Raw genomic sequence first — 22,487 nt, forward strand, 5'->3', positions numbered from 1 at the left:
TCTCAGTCTCCTTCTCCGCTTCGGCGTCGGCTTCGGCGGCTCATCCGCGCGGGGCGATGCGGGTCGCGGGTCAGATCTTGATGGGGAAGGTGGCCAGGACGACGATGCCCACGACGGCGAGCACACCGCTGAGGGAGAGGAAGACGGTGCGCCGCCACCGAGCGCGCTGGTTCTGGGAGAGGGCGGCGAAGAACAGCACGAGTGCGAAGAGGACGGTCAGGAGCGAATAGTCGTCGCCGCGTTGATTGTTCCGGAGTGCCTCGTCGAACTTCTCGTCGGCCCGGGTGTTCAGCTCAGCCGCCTCCGACTCACCTGGTGGGACGTACTCGTCCATGGCGAACGGACCGTCCGCCTCCCGCCCCGCGTCGTCCCAGGCGTCGAACGCCGCAGCGAACTCCGGAGTGAAGCGGGCCTCGATGAACTCGACGAGATCGTCCTGCCCCTCCCGCTCGGCGAGCACCCACTCGGTGTAGATCGTCAGGTCGTATTGCCGGGCGGCCTGGGCAGTCGACTCGGCCGAGGCCGCCTGCACCCGCGCGCTTGACGCCTGACTGAACGCGATCGACATCTCGCCGCCCCACTTCGATGCCTCGAAGCCGCACCAGGCGGTGATGACCGCTGTGATGGAGAGCAGGAGCACCGTGCTGACCTCGAGCACTCCGTACTTGCGGTCGTGAGCGGGGGCGGGCCGATCTTCCATGCGGCAATGCTGGAGGTGCCACACGATGCCTGTCGCGTGGAGGTCACCCGTGTGGGGTGACCTTCCGGAGCGCCGGGGAGCCACGCGGCCCATCCTGGTCCTATGAGGCGGACGAGCCGAAGGCTGCCCCCGAGGGGCCGAGGATCATGACGCTGGGCGACCTGTTCCCCGACGGGCTGTCTGCGTGGCAGATCGTGCTCGCGATCGTGTCGGTGCTCATCGGCTGGCTGCTGTCGCGCTTCGCCCGCAAGGGTGTGCTCAAGCTGGCGGCTCGGACGCCAGGGATCTCCGACTCGGTGTCGCAGCTGGCCGCCCGTTTCACGCAGTACGCCCTCCTCCTGGTCGGCATCGGCGTCGGGCTGGCGTTCCTCGGGGCCAACGTGCAGCCTCTGCTGGCGATGACGGCGATCGCCGTGGTCGTGCTGATCCTGGTGCTGCGCGGCGTCGCAGACAATTTCGCCGCCGGCGTGCTCATCCAATCCCGCCAATCGGTGAAGATCGGCGAGGAGATCGGGATCGAAGGCCCGGACGGCGTGATCCGCGGGACCGTGCAGGAGCTCAACGGACGCTCCGTGATCCTCACCACCGTCGACGGCCTCACGGTGCACGTGCCGAACGCCGCGCTCCTCACCGGGGTCCTGGTGAACGACTCGCGTCACGGCGCGCGACGGAGCGACGTCGACATCCGCATCGCCCGATCGGCGGAACTCGACCTGGACGACGTGATCACGGCGATCACAGCGGCAGCACGCAGTGTCGATGGCGTGCACGCGCGCGAGCACCCGAACGTGCGAATCGGCGCGATCTCGCCCGATCGGTGGACGCTGACGCTCCAGATCTGGCATCACCCGCTGCACGGCAGCGCCGTGATCTCCGGCGCCGTGCGTGGCGTCGCGGAGGCACTCGAGACGGCAGGAGTGCGTGCCGTGGTCGTGTCCGAGCAGGGGCCACCTCCCCTCGTCCCGCCGGAGCCGTTCTGAGCGCCCGGGCCGCCGGTACGCCGTCCGCGAGGCGACCGGACTCCCGCCCAGCCGAGGGCTACGCTGGCCGCGTGACCCCCTCGCCTGCGCCCGAGCGCACCACCGACCGCTCGCTCTCCCCCAGCCTGCGGGTGCTCCTCGTGCTCGCCGCGAGCGTGCTGACGCTGGCCGGCGTGTACTTCGCACGGGATCTCTTCGGTCCGATCGCGCTGGCGATCGTGATCGTGATCATCTGCGAGCCGCTCCGACGCCCACTCGATCGCCGCGGCTGGCCGCAGTGGGCCAGCACCACCGCCGTCATCGTCGTCGCCTATCTGATCCTGCTGTCGATGGGCGCTCTGCTCTGGCTCGCCGGCACGCAGTTCGCGCGGCTCATCGGCGACCTGGTGTCTCAGGGCGGTCTGGAGAACACCGCCACCGAGCTGGTGGGATGGCTGCAGACGCTCGGACTGGACGAAGAGGCCTCGGATGCCGCTACCTCGATCCTCGATCCGGAGACGCTGCTCGGTGTCGCGCGAAGCGTGGGAGGCACCGTACTCAGCGTCGCGACCGCCCTGTTCTTCGTCTGCGCCTACATCATCTTCATGGCGATCGATGCGGCGCGCTATCGTCAGGCCCCCGCCCTCTTCGGCGCGACAAAGGGACCGGTTCTGGCGAGAATTGCACATCTCAACTCGGGCATCCGCCGGTACTACATCGTCAACGCCACCTTCGGGGCGATCGTCGCCGTCATCGACGGCCTGGCCCTGTGGTGGATGGGCATCCCGGCTCCGGTCGTGTGGGCGATCCTGGCCTTCGTCACGAACTTCATCCCGAACGTCGGCTTCGTCATCGGACTCGTCCCCCCGGCGATCCTCGCCTTCGTGGTCGGGGGCTGGCCGCTTCTGCTCGGCGTCATCGCCGTCTACAGCATCGTGAACGTGGTGCTCCAGGTGCTCGTGCAGCCGAAGTTCGTCAGCGATGCCGTGGACCTCAGCCTCACCCTGAGCTTCTTCTCCGTGATCTTCTGGACGTTCATCATAGGCCCGCTCGGTGCGATCCTCTCCATCCCGCTCACGCTGCTCGCCCGCGCTCTCGTCTTCGAGGGAGACCCCGAGGCGACGTGGCTGCGCTGGCTCTCGGGTGACCGCACCGCGGTGCCGCCCGAGCCCGAGCCCGAGCCCGATCCTGTGCCGGTGACCGGCGGCCGCGGCCTCCTGCGGCGTCGTGGAAGCCGAGCTCCCGAGGCGCAGGGCTGATCATGGCGACCGTAAATCACCCGGGGGAGGTTGCGATCCAGACGTGGTCGCCGGATCCGCCTCGGTGGGATCGTGGACGTCGACGCGCTCGGCCGGGGCGCGCCCGAAGGGAGACGACGTGCAACGTCCGCTCGCGGGGCTGACCAGGCGCAACTTCGTCACGGAGTTGACCGCCGGCGTCACTCTGCTCGCCATCGCCATCCCCCTCAACATCGGCTACGCGCAGATCGCGGGGCTCCCGCCCACCGCGGGTCTCTACGCCCTCATCGTCCCGACCATCGTGTATGCGCTGGTCGTGTCCTCCCGGCAGTTGGTCGCCTCCCCCGACGCCGCCGCGGCCGCACTGGTCGCGTCCTCGATCGGCGGACTGGCCGCGGCCGGCAGCGCCGACTACGCGACACTCGCCCTCGCGCAGGCGATCATCTGCGGCGGCATGTTCGTGCTCCTGGCCGTGTTCAAGCTCGGATTCCTGGCGAACTTCCTCTCCAAGCCGATCCTGGTCGGATTCGTCGGCGGCCTCGCGCTGGACATCATGGTCAGCCAGGTCGCCAAGATGCTCGGCGTCAAGATCGACTCCGGCAAGGAGTTCACGGGTAAGGTCGCTGACCTCATCGGAGGCATCACGACCCTCAACGGCTGGGCCGTCCTGATCTCGGTCTGCTCGGTGGCCGTCCTGCTGCTGGGGCGCCGCTACCTCCGCGCCGTCCCCTGGGCGCTGATCGTGCTCGTGGCGACGACACTCGTGGTCGTGCTCACGGGGCTCGACCAACGCGGTGTCGACGTACTGGGCGAGGTTCCGGCGGGTCCGCCCGTGCTCACCTGGCCGATGATCGACTGGACGCTCTGGCTCGCGCTGGTGCCGTCCGCGATCGCACTGACGCTGGTCACCACGGCGGAAGGGCTCCTGGTCTCGCGCTCGTACTCCGAGAAGCACGGCTACCCGTTCCATGCGAACCGCGATCTCTTCGCGTTCGGCATCGCCAACGTCGCCGCGGGAGCCCAGGGCAGCTTCGCCGTCGGATCATCGACCTCGCGAACGGCGGCGATGGATCAGGCGGGATCGCGCACGCAGTTCCCGGCCCTGATCCTCGCGGCCGGCACACTCCTGCTGCTCCTATTCGGCACCGCGCTGCTGGCAGACATCCCGTCGCCCGCCATCGGCGCGATCGTCGGGGTGGCGATCATCCCCCTGCTCGGTATCCGCGACTTCATCGATCTGTGGCGAAAGGATCGGTTCGAGTTCCTCATCGGGGCGACCTGCTTCCTGGTCACCCTCTTCGTCGGTTCCATCCCCGGCATCCTGGTCGCGTTCGTGCTCGCGCTCATCAACATCGCGCGCCGTGCCTCGAACCCCGCCATCGACGTCCTCGAATCCAGCGGCGATCCGGGCGAGTCGCTGCTGGAGGATGCACCTGCAGGAACCGTGACCGCTCCGGGCGTGATCGTCATCCGCCTGGCCGCTCCGCTGTTCTTCGCCAACGGGGCCGTGTTCTCGACGGCGGTGAAGGACGCGATCCGTTCGGCCGGTGAGGGATCCGTCCAGCACCTCGTGGTCGACATGGAGGCCGTGACCGACGTCGACGTCACCGGGGCGGAGTCGTTCGACTCGCTCAAGAAGTGGCTCGCCGCCGGCTCTATCTCGCTCGCGTTCAGTCGAGTCCGGCCGAATACGCTGCACCGACTCACGGGGCTCGGTCTGCTCGAGTCGGAGCAGGTCTATGCGACCAATCGCGCAGCGATCAGCGACCTCACCCGAACGACCTCGGGATCACAGCGTTCAGAGAGAGAAGGCCAGTGATGGGACCCGTCGTCGGAGACATTCTTCCGCTCGCTCTCGGCGTCGCGATCAGCCCGATACCGATCATCGCCGCGATCCTGATGCTGCTCTCCCCCAAAGCGCGGGTGACGAGCGTCGGCTTCCTCCTCGGCTGGGTCGTCGGGATCGTGGCCGCGGTCACGGTGTTCACGTTGCTGTCGTCGATCCTGCCGGATGACGATCCCGATGTCTCCCACCCGATCCGCGGCGTGGTGCAGCTCGTTCTCGGCCTGCTGCTTCTCGTCCTCGCGTCCGGACAGTGGCGCAAGCGGCCGAAGGCGGGGGAAGAGGCCGCCCTCCCGAAGTGGATGAAGGCCATCGACACGGTCACCTTCCCGGTCGCGCTCGGACTCGGCTTCCTGCTGTCCGCCGTGAACCCGAAGAACCTGATCATGGCGGCGGGCGCCGGCACCGACATCGGCGCGGCGTCGCTTCCTGCCGGATCCGTCGTCGTGGTGATCGTCATCTACACGCTCATCGCCGCGTCGACCGTGCTGGTCCCGGTCATCGGATATCTCCTCGCCGCCGACCGCCTTCGCGGTCCGCTCGACGCCCTCCGCGGCTGGCTCGCCACCGAGAACGCCGTCATCATGGCCGTGCTGCTGCTGGTGATCGGTGTCTCGATGCTCGGCAAGGGCATCGGGAGCTTCTAGGGCCGGACCGGGGAACCAGAAGGAGGAACGAGGATATGGGCGAGCTGATCCTGGACCTCGTTCCCGTCGCTCTCGGCGTGGTGCTGAGTCCGCTCGCCATCATGGCGCTCGTCGCCGTCCTGCTCTCGCAGAATGCCCGCGCCAACGGGATCGCGTATCTGCTCGGGTGGTTCCTCGGGCTCGCCGGCCTCATGGCCTTGTTCCTCTGGCTGTTCCCGGTGCTGGAGGTGCACCAACGCGCGGAGCCACCCCTGTGGGTCCCCCTCGTGCGTCTGCTCGTCGGTCTCTTCCTGGTGGTCGCTGCCGTCTGGGTGTATCGGAAGGGCCGCGCACACGTCCTGCGGATGGCTGCCGCTTCGACCCCGCGCGATGTCGTCGCCGCGTCGCCCCAGCTGCCCGGCTGGCTGCACTCGGTCGAGTCGTTCCGCCCCGGGCGCACGTTCCTCCTCGGCATCGGGCTCTTCGTGCTCAACCCGGTCGACGCGTCGTGCGCCATCCTCGCCGCCCTCGACATCACCCTGTCCGACGTGGATGCGGCGGCGGGGCTCTGGATCGCTGCGGCGTTCGTCGTGGTGGGCACTCTCCCGATCGCGCTTCCGGTGGTGTACGTCGTCGTGCGCGGCCGCGATGCTGAACCGCTGCTCGACCGGGTACGAACGTGGATCGCCGGAAACACGCACGTCCTCAATGCGGCCCTGCTCCTCGTGATCGGCGCTCTCCAGCTGCAGAAGGCACTCGCGGGTCTGCTCTGAGTGACCGACGTCGCCCCTCCGACGAGACCCTTTGCCGCGATGCATCGGGGATCACCCGGATGAACGTCGCACTCCCCCGGTGACAGCAGCCATCGCGCCGCAGTACTGTGCGGATAGACATCGTTCCGACAGGTGAAGGGAACCGGCAATGGCTCGCGACTTCCAGGGCAAGATCGAACTCGACGTGCGTGACTCGGTCGCGGATTGGGACGCCTACCGGGCGTCGACGCCACCGGCCGGGGCACCGAACGTACTGGTCGTGCTCTACGACGACACCGGCATGGCGGCGTGGTCCCCGTACGGTGGGCGGATCAACATGCCCACCATGGATCGGCTTGCGCAGAACGGCCTCACCTACTCGCAGTGGCACACGACCGCACTGTGTTCGCCGACGCGCTCGACATTCCTGACCGGACGAAACCATCACCTCAACGGGTTCGCCACGATCTCCGAATCCTCCACCGGGTTCCCGGGATACAACTCCCACATCCCTGATTCGAACGTCACCATGGCGCACGTGCTGCGCGACGCCGGATGGTCGACGTTCTGGGTCGGCAAGAACCACAACGTGCCGATCGACGAGTGGACGGCAGGCGCCTCGAAGAAGCACTGGCCGCTGGCGCAGGGCTACGACCGGTTCTACGGCTTCATCGGCGGCGAGACCAACAACTGGTACCCGTCGTTGGCCGAGGACAATCACTACATCGATCAGCCGTACCTCCCCGAGCAGGGGTATCACCTGTCGAAGGATCTCGCCGACCAAGCGCTCACGATGATCCGCGACGTCAAGCAGACCGAGCCGGACAAGCCCTGGTACCTCTGGTTCTGCCCGGGCGCGAATCACGCGCCCCACCACGCCCCGCAGGAATACATCGACAAGTACAAGGGCCAGTTCGACGACGGCTACGAGGCATACCGCGACTGGGTGCTGGGCCGGATGATCGAGAAGGGGATCGTCCCGGCGGACACCGATCTGACGGCGCTGAACCCGATGCCCGACGGCACGTTCAACCCCACCGACGAGGTGCGGCCGTGGGACAGCCTGAACGCCGAGGAGAAGGCGATGTTCTCGCGGATGGCCGAGGTCTATGCGGGCTTCAGCGAGTACACCGATTCGCAGGTCGGACGCATCGTCGACTACCTCGAGGAATCGGGCCAGCTCGACAACACGCTCATCCTCTACTGCGCCGACAACGGCGCGTCGGGTGAGGGCAGCCCGAACGGCTCGGTCAACGAAGGCAAGATCTTCGGTGGCTACCCGGATGACGAGGCGGAGAACCTTCGCCTCGTCGACAAGCTCGGCTCGCCCGACACCTACAACCACTATCCGACCGGGTGGGCGGCGGCGTTCTCCACGCCCTACAAGATGTTCAAGCGCTACACCTATCAGGGCGGCGTCTGCGACCCGCTCGTGATCCACTGGCCCGCGGGGATGAAGGCGCGCGGCGAAGTGCGTCACCAGTACCACCACTCGACCGACATCGTTCCGACGATCCTCGAGGCCTGCGGGGTGGAGTTCCCCGACGTCTACAACGGCGTCGCACAGACCCCTCTCTCCGGTGTGTCGATGGCGTACTCCTTCGACGCCGAACCGGAAGGTCCGACCGAGAAGAAGACGCAGTACTACGAGATGCTCGGTCAGCGCGGCATCTGGCATGAGGGTTGGAAGGCCGTCGCCGTCCACGGGCCCATGAGCGGCGTCAGCAACTTCGACCAGGACGAGTGGGAGCTCTATCACACGGACGTCGACCGAGCTGAAGCGAAGAACCTCGCCGAGGAGCATCCCGACAAGCTCGAAGAGCTCAAGGCACTCTGGATGGAGGAGGCGAAGGCCAACAACGTGCTTCCGCTGAACGACCTGCAGATCATCGGCAACCCGAAGGACTTCGAGACGTTCGTCGGCATGGAGTTCCACCAGCCCGCACCGCCTTCGGGACAGTTCGTCTACTACCCGGGCACGAGCGAGGTACCCGAGCGGTCCGCCGCGAACACGCACGGCGTCTCGTACAAGATCGCCGCCGAGGTCGAGTTCACCCCCGAGACGGAGGGCGTCATCTTCGCCCACGGTTCCCGGTTCGGCGGGCACGCGCTCGTCGTGAAGGACGGTCAGGTGCATTACGTGTACAACTTCCTCGGCATCCCGCCCGAAGACCGCGTCTCGGCCCCGGTGCCGACCTCGGGCACGCACATCATCGGCGTCGAGTTCACAAAGGAGGGCATGGGCGAGCACCGTGAGGGCGTCGGTCCGGTGAAGCTGTACATCGACGACCAGGTGGTCGGCGAAAAGCGCATCCGCACGGTCCTCGGCCACTTCTCACTCTGTGGCGAGGGACTGACGATCGGTCGGGACAGTGCCGACCCCGTCTCGTCCCTGTACGGCTACGGGTTCGACTTCGCCGGCGGTGAGATCACGAAGGTCGTGTTCGACATCGCCGACGACGCCTACCTCGACCTCGAAGCGCACCTGGCGGCGGCACTGGCGCGCGACTGATCACCTGCCCACGGCGGCCGCGAGCGCTACTCGATCCCGAGTGCGTGAGCGGCCGCCGTCACGCTGTCCCGGTCCGAGACGCCGAGCTTGCGGTAGATGTTCCGCACGTGCGTCTTGACGGTGTTCGGGGAGATGAACTCCTGCTGAGCGATCTGACGCAGCGTCGCGTTACGGCTCAACGCCAGCAGCACGATGCGCTCGCGGTGCGTGAGCTGCTCGTCCACGAGCAGCCCCGCCGCGACGAGTCGCTCCCGGACGGTGTCGGCGAAGCGGGTCCGGGTTCCGGCGGTAGCCCGTGCGCCCAGGAGCCGGAGCACAGCCTGATCGGCTGCCGCGATGCGCCGGACGTGTTCCTCCGGTTCGGCCAGCGACAGCGCCAGCGAGAGCGAGGCCTGAGCCCTCTCGGAGTCACCGCCGTGCACATCGAGCGCGGCCGCCACCAGCCAGGCGTCCACCAGGGATGCCGGCAGCGCACACGTCGTCGAGCCGTCGAGAACGGGGGCGAGAGTCTCGCGCGCCTCGGCGTGCCGATGGTCGTGCAGGGCCGCGATCGCGCGGAGGACGACCACCTCGCCACTCGTGCCGAGCGCCCGCTCGGTGTCGGCGATGAACTGATCCCGGAGATTCGGCTCGCCCAGCCGGTCGAACGCGTGCACGGCGAACACGCCCACCATCGCATACCAGTGCGGAGGAAGCGGCATGTCATCGCGAGGGACGAGCGTCTCGAGCAGCAAGCTGGCGGCCGCGCGCGCATCCGCGGCGCCGTCGGTGTCGAGCAGCGCCACCAGCCCGCTCAGCCCCCTCGAGATCGCGGGTTCGGAACCCGAGTCGATGATCGCCGCTGCTGCGCGCATCGTCTGCTCCGCGTCGATCGCCTGCAGGCGTTCATACGGCACCCAGCACCGCCACACTCTCGTCACCTCGTAGAAGGCGTCGTCGGGCTCACCGAGTTCGCGCCACCTCGCGTCCAGTCGCGACCCGGCGGCGAGGACGTCGCGCATCCTGCCCCGGAAGAGAGCGCTGGTGTTCAGGACGGCGGACGCCTGGAGTTCTGCCGCGACCGCTCCGACCGCGCGAGCTTGATCTGCGGCCGTCCGTGCATAGCGCTCTGCGCGGTCGAGGTGACCGACGTACAGCTCCCCCATCGCCGCTTGCAGGAATGCGTAGGTGTCGAGCTGCGACTCCCCGGTGACGGTGTCGAACGCGCGTCCGAGTCGGTCGAGGGCCTGAGCGATGCCTCCGCGGCGCACGGCGGTGTGCAGATCGAGGCCGGTCAGCCACTGACGACTCACGGCCGATCCGTCTTCGTCGCGCAGCGTCGCGAGGACGGTGGCGGCGGCGGAGGCATCGCCCCGCGCGAGCTCCGCTGCCGCGATCAGCATCTGCACCGCGGGATCCGCTCGCAGCGGAGCGGGCATCACCCTGATCGCCTCCGTCACCTCGCACGCATGACCCGTCAGGATCAGCTGCATCCCGCACCGACGCAGGATCACGGCCATGCACGCCGGATCAGAACTCTGCGCGGCGTGTCGCAGGGCTGGGAGATGCGCCTCCTGTTCGGCGAACCACTCGGCGGCGTCCTTCTCGAGACGCTCGACGATCGCGCGCCCCCGATCCCGCAGGCGTGCGGCGAGGAACTCCCGCAGCAGCGGGTGATAGTGGTACCAGACCGGGTCCGTGCCACGCCTGCCCATCAGCACGCAGAGCTGGATGAGTCTCTCGACGAGGGCGGCGGCGGGAACACCGGGCGACAGTCGGTAGGCGAGGTCGAGCGAGAACGCCTCCGGGACAGAGGTGAAGAGAAGGAACTCCGTCAACTCCTCCTCCAGATCGCCGAAGACCTCCTCGAGGAAGTAGTCGACAAGCGCAGGGGCGTCCCCGCGGAGCGGGGCGTCCGTGGTGTCGCGGTGCTCCAGCCCGGCGAGCACCGCGAGACGGAGTCCCGCGGCCCATCCCTCGGTCCGGTGAAGAATCGTCGTGATCTCTCCCTGCGAGACGGTGATCCCGCTGGCACGGAAGAGAGACCGCACCTCTGCGGGGGTGAACGCCAGGTCGGCGTTGTCGAGCTCGAGCGCGATTCCGGCGATACGACGCCGCGCCACGCGGATCAGCCGGGTGCCGCGCCCGGAGAGGACGACATGCGCGTTGCCGGGGACCGCATGGACGAACGCCGACAGCATGTCGGCCAGCTCCGGACTCCCGATCAGGTGAACATCGTCGAACACGATCACGATCCTTCGGACGGTCGTTCGCAGCGCACGAGCGAGCGACCGAGCCGTGTCATCCGTCTCCGCCCGAGGGACCTTCGCGAGAGTCTCGCCGAGACGCCCGTCATCGATCCGTTCGAGAGCGGAACGAAGAAGCGAGAGATCGACGTCGTCCCGCTGGAACGAAAGCCACACCACCGCGGTGTCCGGTTCGCTCCCGATCGCCTCCGCCCACTGCGCGAGCAGCCTGGTCTTGCCCGCTCCGGCTGACGCGGTGACGAGCGTCAACGTCCACGGCTCGTCCATCGCGGCGGTCAGCCGGTCGAGCAGTCGTGGGCGCACCACGTCCTCTTCGACGATCTCGGGGACGAACGTCCTCGGTGCATCGTCGTCGCCGATGCTCTCCGTCATGGGAACCCCCCGGTCCAACGCTCGACGCCAGGTCAGCAGATATCCGCAGTATGGCACCGCGCCGATAGGGCCTCAAGCACTTCTGAGGGGACGAAGGTCTAGACCGTGGTCGACCTCCGTCGCCGGGCGAGCAGCGAAAGCAGAGACGGCACCACAGCGCCGAAGAAGAGTGCCAGCCCGACGCCGAGAAGCGTCTCCACTACCCGCTCGAGGAACCGTGCTCCCGGCGACCCCGTGGAGTTCACGAGGATGAAAGTCAGCGCGATGAACGTCGTGAATCCCGGAGCGACATACCAGCGGCTCTCCTGGGTCGCGCACAGGGCACCGACGACGACGCCGACCACGAGGCCGATCAGCAGATCTCCCGGCGCGAGGAGCGCGAAAGCGGCAGCGGCGAAGGCACCGACGAGCACCGAGATCGCACGCCCGATGCTGCGCGAGATGAGTTGCCCGCGCGCCGGACGCATCACCAGCAGCACCGCCGCCGTCGCCCAGCCGACGTGCTGCAGATCGAGGAGGAAGCCCACCGCGGCGGCGATCGCGGCCGCAGCGCCGAGCAGGAGCCCGTAGACCAGCATCGCCCGGCCTCGAGGCACAGGTGCTGCGGGCGGCGGCGGGTCATCTCGCTCCGGCCAGAACAGCGAGATGAGCCACGCGTACAGGGATCCCACCACCATGCACGCCGCGAGTCCGAGAGCAGCCGGCGACCAGGGGAAGCTCAGGCCGATGCCGACCATCGGCAGGACGAGGATCAGTACGAGCTGAGCCAGTCGCCCGCGGACCGCATTGACGCACGCGAGCACGGCCGCGCCGAAGACTGCGACGACCGCGACGGCGGGGACGGTGGCGAGCAGTGAACCCACGAGCAGCCCGACCGCGCTGAGACCGCCGACGAGGAGGATGACCGCGCGACTGTGTCGCCGCGGCGGAAGCCGGAACGCCGCCGCGGGAAGCACACCGACGGCGAGGGCGAGACCGAGCGTCGAACTGAAGGGAGCGACGGCCATGGCGGGCAGGGCGAAAGCGATGCCGAGACCGAATCTCGCCCACCGCCACGTCAGGCCGACCCGGTCGTCCACCCTGACCGCCTCGCCGACGTCATCCGAAGGCCTGTTCGCATGCCCGTCCCCCTGTTCGCCCATGTCGACGGCGGCCTGCGCCGCGCACCCTCGCGGCTCAGCCTAGGCACCCCGTGACCAGCCGTCAGCGCGCTTCGTCGACTTCACCAGGGTGAACGGCACCTCCCGGCGCTTCTGCGCGGCGGGCGGCGACGGCCACATCCATCCCTTCCCGAACCGTGTCATGCACGCGGCCAGCGGACCGCAGGGCGGTGAACCACGCCGTGCGCCCGGCGACTTCTGCCGCCGGGGCAGGGAGCGCCGCCAAGTGGAGTTTCGTGCCGCGCTGGGAGAGCTCGCGGTCGAGGTTCTCGAGCGCCTCGAGCACGGTGATCGTCATGACGTCCTGCTGCCTCATCCCGAGCACGAGGGCGGCGATCGTCTCCTCCTCGCCGTCGACGATCTCGAGGAGCCTGCGCTCATTGACCAGCGCGTTCGCGGTGTACAGCCCTCGCTCCAGGTGGACGCCGAGCACCCCGCCGATCCGTCCCACCACGCGGATCTTCGGGATGTTCGCCTCACGCAACACAAGGATCAGCGTCACCACGACTCCGACAGCGACGGCCGGGAGCAGCCCCGCGGTGAGCCCGATGACCGCGACCGAGAGCGCGATCCAGAAGTCCATCCGACTGATGCGGGCCCAGCGCACCAGCTCCGGGATGTTGATGAGACCCGCGACCGCGACGAAGACCATCGCAGCCAGAGTGGCCTCCGGCATCAGGCTGAGCACCGGGCCGAGGAAGAGGGCGACGAGCACGGCGAGCGCGACCGTGACGACCGTTGCCAGCTGCGATCGCGCTCCAGCACTCTGGTTGACCGCGCTCTGCGAGAATCCTCCCGCCGCTGGCATGGTACCGAAGAAGGCACCGATCGAGTTCGCCGCTCCGGTGGCGAGGAGCTCCTGATCACTGTCGATCTGCGGTTCGGCCGCGGTGCGAAGGCTCCGAGCGACCGCCGCGGACTCGAGGAACGCCATCACCGCGATCGCGAGGGCGCCGGGAACGAGCGCCGTCGCCTGCGTCAGGTCGGGCAATCCGGGAACGGGCAGGCCGCTCGGAACGGCGGCGATGAGGCCCACGCCGAGTCGGTCGATGCCGCCGAGCCAGACCAGGAGAATGCCCCCGACCACGACGACGAGGGTGCCGGGGGCCTTCGGCGCCCAGCGCTTCAGGACGACCAGCAGCACCACCGAGCCTGCCGACAGCGCGACTGTCGGCCAGTTGACACTGCCGAACGCCTCCCCGACGGCGGCCAACGATCGGAAGAACCCGTGCCCCGAGAAATTGTAGGTCTCGCCCAGCAGCTTCGGCAGCTGCCCGACGGCCACCGTCGCACCGACCCCGATCTTGAGTCCGAGAACGGTGGCGCCGCTGATGTTCTCGACGAGGGAGCCCAGCCGGCAGAGCCGGGCGAGGAGCAGGATCACCCCGACCAGCAGCGTCAGCATCATCAGTGAGCCGATCGCGTCCTCCGCGCCGGCGGCGATTCCGGCGGACACGAGGGTCGTCGCCGTGAGCGTAGCGATGGTGGAGGTGGTCGAGACACTCATCGCCCGACTGCCGCCGAGGAATGCGTAGACCACCATCGGCAGGATGCATGTGTACAGACCCACCTGAACCGGAAGATTGGCGATCGTCGCGTATGCCATCGCCTGCGGGATCACCACGGCACCGGCGGAGAGCCCGGCGATCACGTCTCGCACGATCCACTTGCTCCGGTAGCCCGCGAGTGTGCTGAATAGCCAGGTCGGTCTGGTCATTGCATTCCCCGCTTCCGAATGGTCGTCTGGCCGAGCGTACTGCGGGCGGGTCTCGCCGTGCGGCACATCTCACCCGGCCGGGGTGGCCGGTCGACCGCTCCTGAGCTCGACTGGTCTCGTGATCGAGATTAAATTGTGCACAACTGAATTGTGTGCGATACTCGACGGATGGTCATGACGGATGAGATGGTGTGCTTCTCGCTGTACTCCGCGTCGCGGGCGACCACGCAGGCGTACCGCGCCTTGTTGGCTCCCTGGGGGCTGACCTACCCGCAGTACCTGGTGCTGGCAGCACTGTGGATCGAAGGCGATCAGACGATCGGCTCGCTCGGCGCGCTGATGCACCTCGACTCCGGCACGCTCTCGCCCCTCGTCCGCCGACTGGAACAGGCCGGCCTCGTCACTCGGGTCCGCGGCGAGGCGGACGAACGGGTCGTGACTGTGCATCTCACGGCGCACGGGAAGGCGCTTCGCACCGAAGTCGCCCCGATCCACAGCGCGGTCGCCGAAGCCGCCGGGCTGAGCGACGACGAGCGTCGCCGCGAGCTCATCAGCGAACTGCACGACATCACCGAACGGCTCCAGCGCCTCACAGCCGACCTCGCCGCGCCTGCACCCGCGGACGACACCCCCTGAATCCCTCCACCCGCAAAGGAAACCCATGCGCGCACTCATCCACCCCACGTTCGGCGATCCCGAGCAGGTCCTCCGGATCGAAGACCGCCCCCTGCCGGAGCCCGGTGCCGGGCAGGTTCGTCTACGGACGATCCTCTCCCCCATCCACAACCACGATCTGTGGACCGTCCGCGGCACCTACGGCTTCAAGCCCGAGCTCCCCGCTGCGTCGGGCACCGAGGCGCTCGGTATCGTCGACGCCCTCGGCTCGGGCGTCGAGCACCTGACCGTCGGTCAGCGCGTCGCGACGGGTGGCACGTTCGGCGCGTGGTCGGAGTACTTCCTCGCGAACGCCGCCGGTCTGATCCCCGTGCCCGACGCGCTCTCCGATGAAGATGCCGCGCAGCTGGTCTCGATGCCGTTCAGCACCATCACCCTGCTGCGCTTCCTCGACGTGAAGCCGGGCGAATGGATCGTGCAGAACGCGGCGAACGGTGCCGTGGGCCGGATGCTCGCGCAGCTCGGCGCCGCGCGCGGCATCAACGTCGTCGGGCTCGTCCGCCGCACCGCGGGCGTCGACGAGCTCCGCACGCAGGGCATCGAGGGCGTCGTCGCCACGGATCAGGACGACTGGCGGGAGCAGGTCGCACGCGTCACCGGTGGCGCCCCGATCGTGGCGGGCGTCGACTCGGTCGGCGGCTCGTCGGCGGGCGACGTGCTCTCGCTCCTCGCCGAGGGCGGCACGCTCGTGGCCTTCGGAGCGATGGACTCCCCCGTCATGGAGATCGCCTCGTCCGACGTCATCTTCAAGCAGGCCACGGTCAAGGGCTTCTGGGGCAGCAAGGTCATGCCCAGCCTCGACCCCGGCACGCGGGGCGAGCTGTTCGGAGAGCTCGTCCAGCGCGTCACCGACGGCACCGTGACCCTTCCCGTGGCCGGCATCTTCGACGCCGCCGACATCGGCGCGGCCGTGCAGGCGAGCAACACCGCCGGTCGCATCGGCAAGGTGCTCCTGCGCTTCTGATCCGCTCCTCGACACCGGGGTTCCGAACGTCGGAGCCCCGGTGCAGAGTATGGGCATGGAGATCACACTCGCCAGCCCTGAGGGCCTCGTCGCAAGCCCCGCATTCAGCCACGTCGCCGTCGTGCCCCCGGGCGCGACCACGATCTACGTCGGCGGCCAGAACGGCGTCGACTCCACCGGAGCGGTCGTCTCTGCCGATGCCGGCGAGCAATCGCTGCGCGCCGTCGAGAACGCCCGCATCGCCCTCGAGTCCGCCGGCGCAGGACTCGACGATGTGATCAGCTGGACGGTCTTGATCCATCAGGACGCCGACCTGCGCGCGGCCTACGGAGCCGTCGCCTCGAGGCTCGCGCGAGAAAGCGCACCGCCTCTGGTCACCGCAGCGATCGTGGCCGGTCTCGGAGTTCCCGGAGCGCTCATCGAGGTCAGCGCCGTAGCTGCCGTCATCCGCGAGTGATCTCTGCGCGCCGCCTCCGGCGCATCCGCCGGGCTCAGATCCTGCCGCGAACCGGCGTCCGCTCCGCAGCGTCGCCCTCGTCCGGCATCGTCATCTCGGCCCGCACGCCGAGGAGGCGAACCTCGCGCTCGGTATCGAGCGTCTCGGCGAGCGCGAGGGCAGCTGACACGAACTCCTCGCGATCGCTCGTCGGCCCGGAGAGTTTGCGGCCGAAGGTCTTCGTCTCGAAGGGGGCGTATCGCACTTTGAGGTGCGCCCGCACGACGGGCCTGCCTTCGGCGGCGCAGTCGTCGAAGGCCTGGACGGCCAGCTCCCGAACGGCGGAGGCGACCTGCTCGCTCGTCGTGAGGTTCTGCTGGTAGGTCGTCTCGCGGCTGTGGCTGCGGGCGACCCACGGAGTGTCGTCGACGACGCTCGGTCCGAGCCCTGAGCCGAGCCCGTGATACCAGACGCCCATCCGCGGGCCGAACTCCGCGATCAGCGTCTGTTCATCGGCGTCCGCGAGTTCACGGACCGTCTCGACCCCGTGCGCAGCCAGTCGCTTCTGCACCTTCGAGCCTACTCCCCAGAGATCGCGCGTCGGCTTGTCGCCCATGACCTCGAACCAGTTCTCCGCCGTCAGCCGGAAGACGCCCCGCGGCTTTCCGAACTCGGTCGCGATCTTCGCGCGCACCTTGTTGTCGCCGATGCCCACCGAGCAGTGCAGCTCGGTCGCGGCGAGCACGGCAGCCTGTGCCGCGCTCGCAACCCGTTCCGGGTCATCCGTCGTCACCCCGAGGAAGCACTCGTCCCACCCGATGACCTCGAGCACCACGTCGGGCAGTGACCGGAGCGCGCCCATCACCTCCCCGGACGCGACCGCATAGGCCTCCTGGTCCACGGGCAGGAAGACGGCATTCTCCGGAGCTTTGCGCGCCGCGATCTTGAGCGGCATACCAGAGCCGATGCCGTACGCGCGGGCTTCGTAGGAGGCGGTCGACACGACGGCGCGCTCCGTGGGGTCACCGCGTCCGCCCACGATCACCGGGAGCCCGGCGAGCTCGGGTCTGCGCAGCACCTCTACCGCGGCGATGAACTGATCCATGTCCATGTGCAGCACCCAGTCGGCCATGCAACGAGTGTGACGGTTACGGACCCGGCTGTCACCCCGCGACGTGCCTCCGGTCGGTCGGCGCTCAGCTGATCGCGACACCGATCGCTGTGCCCGCGACGGCCAGCAGCGGGAGCGTCCCCTGCATCACGGCGGCGCGCGCCTTCGTGCGGTCCGAGAGGATCAGCACCAGTGCGGCGGCGAGCATCGTCGCGGTACCGGCGAACACGAGAGTCAGACCGACGGTCCCCGCTCCGACGATCACGAGGCCGATGCCGAGCAGGGTCGTCAGCGCCAGGAAGAGGTTGTAGAAGCCCTGGTTGAAGGCGAGCTGCTTCATGGTGACGGCATCCGCCTCGCTCGCGACGCCGAAGATCTTCCTCGTCTCCGGGTCGGTCCACCGCAGCGACTCGAGCGCGAAGATGAACCCGTGGAACGCAGCGGCGGCTGCGGCGAGGACGAGACCGACGATGAGCATGTGCTGATTCTGTCAGACGAGGAAGATCGGCAGGAGGCCGGGGTTGTGCGCGTGCACGAGCACCGCGAACACCACGGCGTCGAACAGCAGGTGCACGGTGACGACGTAGGCGAGCGAGTGGGTGCGCAGGAAGATGTAGCCCTGCAGCAGCGCGAACGGAATCGTCAGCAACGGACCCCACTCGCGGTATCCGAGCTCCCAGAGGAACGAGACGAACACGATCGCCTGCAGCAGGTTCGCGACCAGGTTCGGGAAGTGGCGTCGCAGCAGCGCGAACACCGTGCAGATGAAGAACAGCTCGTCCCAGATGCCCACGGCGCCCACGCCGACGAAAAGCCGGGCGATGAGCTCGGGAGTGTCCACCACCGGCCAGTTCTGGTACACCCCGCTGGTGATGAAGTAGAAGGGCAGGATCAGCCACCCCAGGATCAGCACCGCCACGAGCCACCCCCACTGCAGGCGACCCCAACGCCGGTGCGTGCGCCACGGGAAGCTGATGGCCCTGTCCCGGTAGACGAACCGCGAGATGACGTAGGGCACCGCGACCGCACCGCCCAGCGCGAGCGTGAATCGCAGCATCGCGAGGTTGTCGAGTTCGGCGGCCAGCGGGATGATGCTGACGATCAGCAGGCCCACGGCGATCAGCGAGAGGTCCCTCGTGAGCGATGGCGGTCGGTGCACGCCGATCACCTTGGCGGTCTCTCGCCGTGCCCCCATGCTGACGACCTGGTCCTCCACCGGACGGCCGCGTTCGAGCAACCAGGCGATCACGATTCCCAGCGCGAGCAGCACCCAGCCCAGCCAGGGGATCTCCAGCACGAAGAACGCCGGCGCGGCGGCGCACACGAGCAACGCGGGCACGATGCCGAGGCCCAGCGTGGTCTCGCGTCGAACCTCGGTCACGGGCGCGCCCTGCGCCGGTAGACCAGATCGCGGATGTCGCGTCCCTTCGCGATGCCCTTGCGCTCGAACGCGGTCATCACCCGGCCGTCGAAGCGCTCGGCCCATTCCCCCTCGAACGCACGCTCGAACAGCGGCTCGGCGTCGAGCACCTCACGCATCTGCAGGGCGTAGTCCTCCCAGTCCGTCGCGAGCCGCAGCAGACCGCCGTCCTTCAGAGCCCTCGCCGCGGTGTCGCCGAATCCGGGCCGCACCAGGCGTCTCTTGGTGTGCTTCTTCTTGTGCCACGGGTCGGGGAAGAAGATCCAGACCTCGCGCGCCGCGGCCTCGGGGAGGTACGACGAGAGCACCTCCGGTGCGTTCGCCTCGACGACGCGGATGTTGCGGGCGCCCTCCCTGTCGGCATCGAGCATCGTCCGGGCGAGGCCGGCGCGGAACACCTCGACGGCGAGGAAGTCGTCATCCGGACGGGAGGAGGCCGCCGCGACGATCGCGTGCCCCTGCCCAGAGCCGATCTCCACGTAGAGGTCGGAGGCACGGCCGTACTCGGTCGCCGGGTCGAGGCGGGCCTCCGGGTGCACCGAGGTCCAGGCGACGTCGCGCGGGACGTCGAGCAGATAGTGCGGGCCGAGCTCGGTGAAGGCGCGCTCCTGCGCCTCGGACATCCGGCCGCTGCGGCGTACGAACGACACCGGCTCGTCTCGGAAGGTGCGGGGTTCGGGCATGATTCCAGGGTAGTCGTCGGCGCCCCGCGCTCCCTGCGCCCCGTGGCGGCGGCGTTCAGCCCGCCGGGGCCGTGACGAAGTCGATGAGCTCCTCCACGCGGCCGAGCAATGCAGGCTCCAGGTCGCGATAGGTGGTCACCCTCGAGAGGATGTGCTGCCACGCGCGAGCGATGTCCGCCTGCGTCTCGTGGGGCCACCCGAAGGCACGGCAGATCCCGACCTTCCATTCGATACCGCGCGGGATCTCGGGCCATTTCGCGATGCCGAGAGCACGCGGGGTGACGCACTGCCAGACATCGATGAACGGGTGTCCGACGATGCGGAGGTGTCGACCGTGCGGGCCGCGCGCGATGGCCTGCGCGATCCTGGTCTCCTTGGAGCCCGGCACGAGATGGTCGACGAGCACGCCGTACCTGCGGGTGGCGCTGGGCGGCTCGGCGGTCAGCAACTCGTCGAGCAGGTCGACGCCCTGCAGGAACTCGACGACCACACCTTCGACGCGCAGATCGGCGCCCCAGACCTTCTCCACCAGCTCGGCATCGTGCCGGCCCTCGACGAGGATGCGGCTGGGCAGGGCGACACGCGCCCGCTGGTCGGCGACGACGAACGATCCGGATGCTGTGCGCCGCGGCCCCTGTTCCTTCGCGGCTGGAACGACGAGCCGCACCGGAGCGCCGTCGATGAGGAAGCCGCCGCCGAGCGGGAACAGCCGTCGGCGGCCGAGGCGGTCCTCCAACTCGACGGTGCCGCCCTGCACGCGGGTGACCGCTCCGCAGAAGCCGTCATCCGCGACCTCGACGACCAGATCCGCCTCCGCCGCGACCTGCGGCACCTTCTTCGCGCCGCGGTCGCGCCAGCCCGTCGCCAGCACATCCGAACCGTACATGTCGTCCATGCCTTCCAGCGTATGTGCCTCCGCTGAGGGCGAATGGCGAACCCGCCGCTGGTGCTGTCGCGTGTCGGGCTCTGTGCATAGACTCATGGCATGGGGCTCGGCTGCCGGTCGGAGGGAACACGATGACGAAACGGTGGCTCACGCTGGCCGCACTCGCGCTGGCCGCCGTGGCAGGAGCGTTCACCGCGTCCGCCGCATCCGCCACCGATCCGCTCACTCTCGATTCCGGATACGTCACCGACCAGGCCGACGTGCTCAGCGCCGATGAGGAAGCCACTGTCGAGGCCCGGCTCGAGGAGCTGACCGCCAACTCGAACGCCGACCTGTTCGTGGTGCTCGTCGACGACTTCACCAACCCGAGCGACAACGTCAAATGGGCCGACGCCGTCGCCGACAGCAACAACCTCGGCAGCGAGCAGTACCTGCTCGCGATCGCCGTGGACGGCCGCAGCTACTACATCTCGGCAGCGCCCGACGGGCCGGTGAGCTTCGACCAGCTCGACACGATCGAAGACAAGATGGTTCCGTTCGCCGCCGACGGCGACTGGGTCGGCGCGATCACTCTCGCCGCCGACGAGATCCAGGGAGACGGCGGCGCGGGCGCGCTGCGCACCGTGCTGATCGTCGTGGCGGTCATCGCCGCCGCTCTCCTCATCTGGCTCGTCATCGCGCTGGTGCGACTCGCGCGGCGCAACGCCGAGATCCGCAAGCGCGGCGCGATGCCGGAGACACCCGACCCCGCTGATCCGTTCTCCACCCTCACCGACGAGCAGGTCGAGACGCAGGCAGGACTCGCACTCGTGCAGGCCGATGACGCCATCACCTCGAGCAAAGAGGAGCTCGGCTTCGCGGTCGCGCAGTTCGGCGAGGGCGCCACCGAGGAGTTCACTCGCGTCGTCGACGCGGCGAAGGCCAAGATCACCGAGGCGTTCGACCTCAAGCAGAAGCTCGACGACGAGATCGAGGACACGATCCACGATCGACGGGCCTGGCACATCCGCATCATCCGGATCGCCGAAGAGATCGATGACCTGCTCGACGACAACACCGAGGCGTTCGACGCGCTCCGAAAGCTCGAGCAGAACGCACCGCAGGAACTCGAGAGGGTCCGCGGTGAACGCGCGGCACTGAACCCCGTCCTCGCCTCTGCCGCGCCGGCGCTGTCCACTCTGTCCGCGACGTACGATCCGGCAGCCCTCACCACGGTCGCCGACAATCCCGCGCAGGCACAGGAGCGTGCCGACCTTGCCGACCGCTCGATCGAGGCGGCCGCGCAGGCGATCGCGGCGGGCCGCTCGGGCGAGGCCGCCTTCGCGATCCGCACCGCCGAGCAGTCGGTCGCACAGGCCGCCCAACTCGCCCAGGCGGTCTCGACCCTGGGCGCCGAGCTGGCCGCCATCGAGACCCAGTCGCAGGCACTCGTCACCGAGCTGCAGGCCGACCTCGCCGCGGCACAGCAGCTGCCCGACGAGACCGGCGCGATCGCGTCGGCTTCCTCTGCGACCGTGCAGCAGCTGCAGCTGGCGCAGGCCGACCTCGCGAGCACGAAGCGCAATCCGCAGCGGGTGCTCGAGGCGCTCAGCGCTGCGAACGCGCAGATCGATGCGGCGATCGCCCAGGGCAGAGAAGGCGTCGAGCGCTCCCGCCGCGTGCAGCAGATGCTCGAGCAGACGCTCGCGCAGGCGAATTCCGAGATCCGCGCGGCGCGCGAGTTCATCGAGACCCGCCGCGGCACGGTCGGTTCGACCGCACGAACCAGGCTCGCCAACGCCGAGGCCAGCCTCACGCAGGCCCTGAACCTCCGCGCCACCGACCCCGAGGCGTCTCTGGCCGAGGCCAACCGCGCACTCGCTCTCGCCGGCCAGGCCACGTCCGCCGCGCAATCCGATGTCCAGGCATACAACCCTCCCGGCTACGACAGCGGCTGGGGCAGCCCGTTCGGCGGCGGCTCTTCTTCCGGCGGCTCCGGAATCGGCGGCGACATCCTCGGCGGCATCATCGGCGGGCTCCTCGCCGGTGGCGGCGGCGGCGGCTCATCGCGCCGGAGCGGCAGCAGCGGCTGGCGCTCCTCCGGGGGCGGGGGTTTCCGCAGCTCCGGTTTCGGCGGCGGGGGATCCCGCGGCGGCGGCCGCAGCGGTCGATCCGGAGGTAGACGCTTCTGATCCCCCACACAGACAC

At 68.8% G+C, this 22,487-nt stretch carries 19 protein-coding genes; 10 read left to right on the forward strand and 9 right to left on the reverse strand.

Annotated features, from left to right (window positions below; genetic code table 11):
• Window positions 1-70: 70 nt before the first annotated feature.
• Window positions 71-700, reverse strand: coding sequence for a hypothetical protein (locus ACWGO6_RS02605; RefSeq protein ID WP_136043365.1), 630 nt, complete (start codon window positions 698-700; stop codon window positions 71-73).
• Window positions 701-846: 146 nt separating this feature from the next.
• Between ACWGO6_RS02605 and ACWGO6_RS02610 the strand changes: the two genes are divergently transcribed.
• The 6 genes from ACWGO6_RS02610 (at window position 847) to ACWGO6_RS02635 (ending at window position 8,630) form a co-directional block, all read left to right on the forward strand.
• Entirely contained in the window at window positions 847-1,680 is an 834-nt protein-coding gene (locus ACWGO6_RS02610; RefSeq protein WP_136043366.1) for a mechanosensitive ion channel family protein, read from the forward strand.
• 71 nt (window positions 1,681-1,751) lie between these two features.
• Window positions 1,752-2,918, forward strand: a complete 1,167-nt coding sequence (locus ACWGO6_RS02615; RefSeq protein ID WP_240745157.1) for an AI-2E family transporter — start codon at window positions 1,752-1,754, stop codon at window positions 2,916-2,918.
• A 118-nt stretch (window positions 2,919-3,036) separates the two neighbouring features.
• The gene (locus ACWGO6_RS02620) at window positions 3,037-4,716 is read left to right on the forward strand and encodes a SulP family inorganic anion transporter (protein WP_136043367.1); all 1,680 of its coding nucleotides are present in this window, start codon (window positions 3,037-3,039) and stop codon (window positions 4,714-4,716) included.
• The gene (locus ACWGO6_RS02625; protein ID WP_136043368.1) at window positions 4,716-5,387 is read left to right on the forward strand and encodes a GAP family protein; all 672 of its coding nucleotides are present in this window, start codon (window positions 4,716-4,718) and stop codon (window positions 5,385-5,387) included. Before ACWGO6_RS02620 ends, ACWGO6_RS02625 begins: the two co-directional genes overlap by 1 nt.
• A gap of 35 nt (window positions 5,388-5,422) precedes the next feature.
• A complete protein-coding gene (locus ACWGO6_RS02630; protein WP_136043369.1) occupies window positions 5,423-6,139 on the forward strand; it encodes a GAP family protein in 717 nt (238 codons plus the stop codon).
• 148 nt (window positions 6,140-6,287) lie between these two features.
• Entirely contained in the window at window positions 6,288-8,630 is a 2,343-nt protein-coding gene (locus tag ACWGO6_RS02635; RefSeq protein ID WP_452325776.1) for an arylsulfatase, read from the forward strand.
• Window positions 8,631-8,656: 26 nt separating this feature from the next.
• Here ACWGO6_RS02635 and ACWGO6_RS02640 read toward each other — a convergent pair whose 3' ends face one another.
• The 3 genes from ACWGO6_RS02640 to ACWGO6_RS02650 all read right to left on the reverse strand — a co-directional run bounded on the left by ACWGO6_RS02640 (window position 8,657) and on the right by ACWGO6_RS02650 (window position 14,125).
• Window positions 8,657-11,248, reverse strand: a complete 2,592-nt coding sequence (locus tag ACWGO6_RS02640; RefSeq protein ID WP_452325777.1) for a LuxR C-terminal-related transcriptional regulator — start codon at window positions 11,246-11,248, stop codon at window positions 8,657-8,659.
• Between the two features lie 98 nt (window positions 11,249-11,346).
• On the reverse strand, window positions 11,347-12,327 hold the full coding sequence (locus ACWGO6_RS02645) for an FUSC family protein (RefSeq protein ID WP_240745158.1): 981 nt from the start codon (window positions 12,325-12,327) through the stop codon (window positions 11,347-11,349).
• Between the two features lie 124 nt (window positions 12,328-12,451).
• Window positions 12,452-14,125 (reverse strand): SulP family inorganic anion transporter, encoded by a 1,674-nt coding sequence (locus tag ACWGO6_RS02650; RefSeq protein ID WP_452325778.1) that lies wholly within the window; start codon window positions 14,123-14,125, stop codon window positions 12,452-12,454.
• 168 nt (window positions 14,126-14,293) lie between these two features.
• Between ACWGO6_RS02650 and ACWGO6_RS02655 the strand changes: the two genes are divergently transcribed.
• Genes ACWGO6_RS02655 through ACWGO6_RS02665 form a run of 3 tightly spaced genes read left to right on the forward strand, consistent with a single transcriptional unit; the run spans window position 14,294 to window position 16,221 of the window.
• Entirely contained in the window at window positions 14,294-14,761 is a 468-nt protein-coding gene (locus ACWGO6_RS02655; protein WP_452325779.1) for a MarR family winged helix-turn-helix transcriptional regulator, read from the forward strand.
• Window positions 14,762-14,786: 25 nt separating this feature from the next.
• Window positions 14,787-15,764, forward strand: a complete 978-nt coding sequence (locus tag ACWGO6_RS02660; RefSeq protein ID WP_452325780.1) for a zinc-binding dehydrogenase — start codon at window positions 14,787-14,789, stop codon at window positions 15,762-15,764.
• Between the two features lie 55 nt (window positions 15,765-15,819).
• Window positions 15,820-16,221, forward strand: coding sequence for a RidA family protein (locus ACWGO6_RS02665; RefSeq protein ID WP_452325781.1), 402 nt, complete (start codon window positions 15,820-15,822; stop codon window positions 16,219-16,221).
• 34 nt (window positions 16,222-16,255) lie between these two features.
• Here the strand turns inward: ACWGO6_RS02665 and ACWGO6_RS02670 are convergent, their stop codons facing one another.
• The 5 genes from ACWGO6_RS02670 to ACWGO6_RS02690 form a co-directional block, all read right to left on the reverse strand.
• On the reverse strand, window positions 16,256-17,332 hold the full coding sequence (locus ACWGO6_RS02670) for a DNA polymerase IV (RefSeq protein ID WP_452325782.1): 1,077 nt from the start codon (window positions 17,330-17,332) through the stop codon (window positions 16,256-16,258).
• Window positions 17,333-17,396: 64 nt separating this feature from the next.
• Window positions 17,397-17,789, reverse strand: coding sequence for a DUF1304 domain-containing protein (locus ACWGO6_RS02675; protein WP_452325783.1), 393 nt, complete (start codon window positions 17,787-17,789; stop codon window positions 17,397-17,399).
• A 12-nt stretch (window positions 17,790-17,801) separates the two neighbouring features.
• The gene (locus tag ACWGO6_RS02680; protein ID WP_376104890.1) at window positions 17,802-18,692 is read right to left on the reverse strand and encodes a CPBP family intramembrane glutamic endopeptidase; all 891 of its coding nucleotides are present in this window, start codon (window positions 18,690-18,692) and stop codon (window positions 17,802-17,804) included.
• Window positions 18,689-19,414, reverse strand: a complete 726-nt coding sequence (gene trmB / locus ACWGO6_RS02685; protein WP_452325784.1) for a tRNA (guanosine(46)-N7)-methyltransferase TrmB — start codon at window positions 19,412-19,414, stop codon at window positions 18,689-18,691. The genes ACWGO6_RS02680 and trmB overlap by 4 nt, the downstream gene beginning before the upstream one ends.
• Window positions 19,415-19,469: 55 nt before the next feature.
• The gene (locus tag ACWGO6_RS02690) at window positions 19,470-20,309 is read right to left on the reverse strand and encodes a DUF3097 domain-containing protein (RefSeq protein WP_452325785.1); all 840 of its coding nucleotides are present in this window, start codon (window positions 20,307-20,309) and stop codon (window positions 19,470-19,472) included.
• 122 nt (window positions 20,310-20,431) lie between these two features.
• Between ACWGO6_RS02690 and ACWGO6_RS02695 the strand changes: the two genes are divergently transcribed.
• Entirely contained in the window at window positions 20,432-22,471 is a 2,040-nt protein-coding gene (locus tag ACWGO6_RS02695) for a TPM domain-containing protein (RefSeq protein WP_452325786.1), read from the forward strand.
• The last annotated feature ends 16 nt before the right edge of the window (window positions 22,472-22,487 follow it).

Source organism: Microbacterium sp. NPDC055665 (assembly GCF_053618035.1).